This is a genomic window from Photorhabdus noenieputensis, from assembly GCF_018448935.1.
Lineage (GTDB): Bacteria > Pseudomonadota > Gammaproteobacteria > Enterobacterales > Enterobacteriaceae > Photorhabdus > Photorhabdus noenieputensis.
In genome coordinates, this window is sequence record NZ_RCWC01000080.1 from 1 (window position 1) to 4,358 (window position 4,358).

Annotated in this window: 2 protein-coding genes; both read right to left on the bottom strand. The window is 47.0% G+C overall.

Annotation, left to right across the window (positions count from 1 at the left end; genetic code table 11):
* Window positions 1–1,129, bottom strand: a 1,129-nt coding sequence (locus tag EAE91_RS23015) for a condensation domain-containing protein (RefSeq protein ID WP_214090481.1), incomplete at its 3' end; no start/stop codon positions are given.
* A 3-nt stretch (window positions 1,130–1,132) separates the two neighbouring features.
* On the bottom strand, window positions 1,133–4,358 hold a 3,226-nt coding region (locus tag EAE91_RS23020), incomplete at its 5' end, for a non-ribosomal peptide synthetase (RefSeq protein WP_214090482.1).

Consider the following 4,358-nt stretch of genomic DNA (forward strand, 5'->3'; position numbering starts at 1 on the left):
CAACACTGGACTCAATCCCGTCCACCGGAACATCGCGGCCGGAGACGGTGGTGCCGACAATGGTTTGCTCATCTCCCGTGTAGCTGTGAAGTAGCTTATGCCAGGCAAATTGTAAGGCCACATTCAGCGTCACCCCTTGTGTCCGGCACATATCCTTAAGCTGCACATAAACGCCGCCCTGAACAATGAGTTTCTGTTCAGCCGGATTTTCAATACTTTTTATTTGCGCTAAATCGACATGGTGACTTAACAACGCAGAAAAATCATTGGTACCCTGAAATTGGGCTTTGTATGCCGCCCAATAGGTGTCTGATTCAGCTTGATGATCCAAATGATATTGCTGGGTTGCCAGATAAGTCTGTTCCACCATAATCTGGGGCTTCTGCCCTTTTATTAATTGATTGTAATACTCATGCACAGCTTGCAATAAAATCGGATGGCTCCAGCCATCAGCAATGCAGTGATGTTGCGTAAGCAGTATGGTGACTAACTGCTCATCCTGTCTGATGAGAGTGAAGCGGATTAACCCGGGCTGACTTAAATCAAAAGGCAGGGTACGGTCGTATTGTTGAATGTCGTCAATCGCCTTGTTGCGGTCTTCTTCTGGTAATTGACTGATGTCTTTGAACTTGAAGTTCAATGGCCCAATACTGGCACCCGTTGTTACGATCTGTAATATTTTTCCTTCCCAATCAAATGCGGTTCTGAGAATGGGGAAACGTAGTGAAGCCATTGACCAAGCTTGTTGATAGACGGAAAAGTTGATATTGGTGTGATAATCCAACAGCAATTGCACACGATAAGCATCATCCTGTGGCTGAGTTAGATGATGATAAACAAACCCCTGTTGCAAACTGGTAGCAGGAAAGATTGCTTCAATTTTTTTTCTGGGGGAGACGATTGAACCATTCGTACCAGAATGATTTTCATTAAAAATAAAACTTTTAAAATCTTTTTCAGAGAAAATACTTTTTTTATTCAAAAAATCTAATATGTTTTCTTTTCTCTGTTTAACCTTATCAATAAGTTGGGAGGGCGGAGTTTCTCCGGTGAACGCCAGTTTCAACTTATCCTCATAGACCCATACTGACATATGATTTTTATTAAGTTCTTTAAATAGCATCAACATTTTTTACACGTCCAAAATAGTTTTCTTTTCTGAGTGATGGTCTGAATTTTCATGATTCATATGATCAAAACGATGAGTGAGCTGGTTTAACTGTTCCATTGAAACGTCTTTGAACCCGTAATCACTGGGGGTTTTTATTCCTCCCAATTGAGCCTGCTTTTGACCAGCAGCAATAACGTTATTGAGTGCTTGCTTAAATGCCGTGATAAACATCTCTGTCCGGGCTTGTGGCAAGCGGGAATCCACGCTGAATTGCAGTTTTCCCGCCTGAACTGCGCCATTAATGCCCAGTAGTAAATGGCTGGTGTTTTTGCTGGCTAACACAGACCCACAATCATCGTTGGTTATGGACCAATTTTGATGGCTGGCTCCTCCTAACTGACCAAGGTAGTTGAAACTGATGGTTGGTAAATCGCCAGTCAGATATCCAGATTGATGTAACGCACTGTAACCAATACCTTTATTCGGTACGCCACGAAGCATCTCTTTGGTGTGGATGATGGTTTTTGCAATATCAGTCTGCATTTCCAGACGGACAGGGTACATGGTTGTAAACCAGCCAACGGTTTCGGAAAGATCTAATGTGTCATCAATGGATTCCCGGCCATGTCCTTCCAGAGTGATGTAGTTTACTGCTTGGGAGAAAGTCTCCTGCAAAGCCAGTGTCAGTGCGCTCAACAGTAAATCATTAATTTCAGTGTGGTAACCGGTATTGGCTTCATGTAGGAGCATGTCCGTCATTTCGGCAGTAATGTTTAACAGGTGCTGAGTGGTGTTATTCAGCGCAGGTTTGGTGCTGTTTCCTGCTATCACCTGTTGCCAGTAGGGTACTTCACCCTGATGTTGCTGTGCATAATGATGGACGGCTGTTACCCATTGTCGATAACTGCTGGTCTTCAGTGGTAAGGTCATCCCCTGTAATAATAGATGCATATGTTCTGCAATAATTCGCCAGGAAACCACGTCAATAATCAAATGGTGGAATGCGAAGAATAGCCGGGCGCTGCCATCCGTATATCCGGTCAGATGACCTGCTTGCCATAATGGCCCGCGGCAATAATCAAAGCCACTTTGCCATTGGGTTAATTGTTGATGTAATGCTTCCTTATTTAATCCCCTGATATCACAGTGATGTAAAAGGGAATATGAAGATGGCATTTCCGCGGAATAGTACTGACGGTAACCGTTTTCGGTATCGATAAAACGGACACGCAGCATATCATGCCGTTTAGCCAGCATTATCAGAGCCTGTTCAATCTGTGCGGATTTGATATCCCCGGGGATCTGAATCATAAATGCCTGATTCCAATGGTGTGGGTTTGACCAATTCCAGTCGAAGAAGGTCTGTTGGATAGGCAACAGGCTAAATTCCCCGCTCAACAGTCCTTGCTCTGCTAGCATGTTGATGGTAGGTGATGAGAGTGCCAGTAGTTGGGCTAACCGGGCCACCGTTGGTGCTTCAAAAATTGATTTAACCTGGAGGGAAAAGCCCGCCTGCCGCAGTTTTGACACCAGTTGAATACTGACAATGGAATCCCCCCCGATGCGGAAAAAGTTATCTTCAACGCCAATGCGTTTCAACCCCAATACGTCCTGCCAAATGGTACACAGTTGGGTTTCCAGCGCATTGCGGGGTGCCACGTACCCCTCTTGGTTTCCCCAGATTGGCTCAGGCAGGGCGTGGCGATCCAGTTTGCCATTCAGGGTCAGGGGCACGGAGTCAATATGGGTAAAGCTGGCAGGCAGCGTATAGTCCGGCAGGCGGGAAGATAAGTGCCTGACGAGTTCATCGTCTGATAGTTCCTCGTCTGTCACCAGATATGCCGCCAGTACTTTATGGCCGTTATGCTCACGGTCAATCACCACTGCCTGTTTGACCTGTGGGTGCAAAGTGAGGGCGGCTTCAATTTCGCTCAATTCGATGCGGTAACCGCGGATTTTGACCTGAAAATCATTGCGTCCCAGATATTCCAGATTGCCATCCGGCTGCCAGCGCACCAAATCGCCGGTTTTATATAGGCGGGTGTAACCGCGTGCCTTGTCTTCTGCGGTGGCAAAGGGATTCGCCACAAAACATTCGGCGGTCAGTTCCGGTTGGTTCAAATATCCCCGCGCCAGCCCGGCACCGCCGATATACAGTTCTCCCGGTGCGCCGACAGGAGACAGATTGCCGTGATTATCAAGAACGTAAAGGCGGACGTTATTAATCGCTTTACCAATGTTTGCTGCAATATCCCCACCTTGATACTGTTTCCCTGTCGCACAAACAGTCACTTCTGTTGGGCCGTAAGCATTCAGTATGCTGTTGTGCTGGCTGAAATAGTCAAGAAAATCTGAAGAAGGTGATTCTCCGGCGGTGACTAATAATTGCAGGGAAGGCAACTCAGCCCCAATTAATAATTTCAATATGGCAGGGGGTAAGGTAGCCATTTCAATGTCTTCCCGTTGAATGAGTTTTTCAACGGCGGGGATATTACGTTCTGTTTCACTGCAAAGGTAAATGGTATGACCATGAAGCAGGCTGAGGAATAACTCAGAAACTGAGGCGTCAAAGGCATAAGCAGCAAACATTAAGGCTTTTTTTCTCTTTGTTGCATTAAAAAGCGCTGTCTGTGCCGCCACCAGATGCGCCACATTTTTGTGCTCAATCATGACGCCTTTCGGCTGGCCGGTGGTGCCTGAGGTATAGATGATATAGGCCAAATCTGAGGATTTGTTTACCGATGCCGGATTGTCCACAGGTTGGTCTGCGGTGATTGCCGGGTCATCCGCCGCTATCAATACTGGTCGTTTTGCGCGTGTTGGCGTGTCCGTCTCCAGTGTTGCCAGATGCCTTTGCTGAGTGACGACGCAGGGTGATTGGGTATCGTCCAAAATAAACCGAACCCGCTCTGAGGGATATTCAGGGGAGATGGGCACATAAGCGCCACCGGCTTTCAATACCGCTAAGATACTGATAACCATGTCCAGACTGCGGTCGAGATAGAGGACGATGGGGGTATCAGCTTGCACAGGGACATGATGGTGTTGCTGACAACGTTCACGGATAGCATAAGCCAGTTGGTTAGCCTGTTCGTTAAGCTGGCGGTAGGTCAGGGATTGGCCTTCAAACACCAGCGCCACGTTATCCGGTGTCTTTTCCACTTGAGCTTCAAACAGTTGTGGCAGGGTTTTATCCTGCGGGTAAGGCGCATCAGTCTGATTCCAGCGGTGCAACAGGGTATGACGT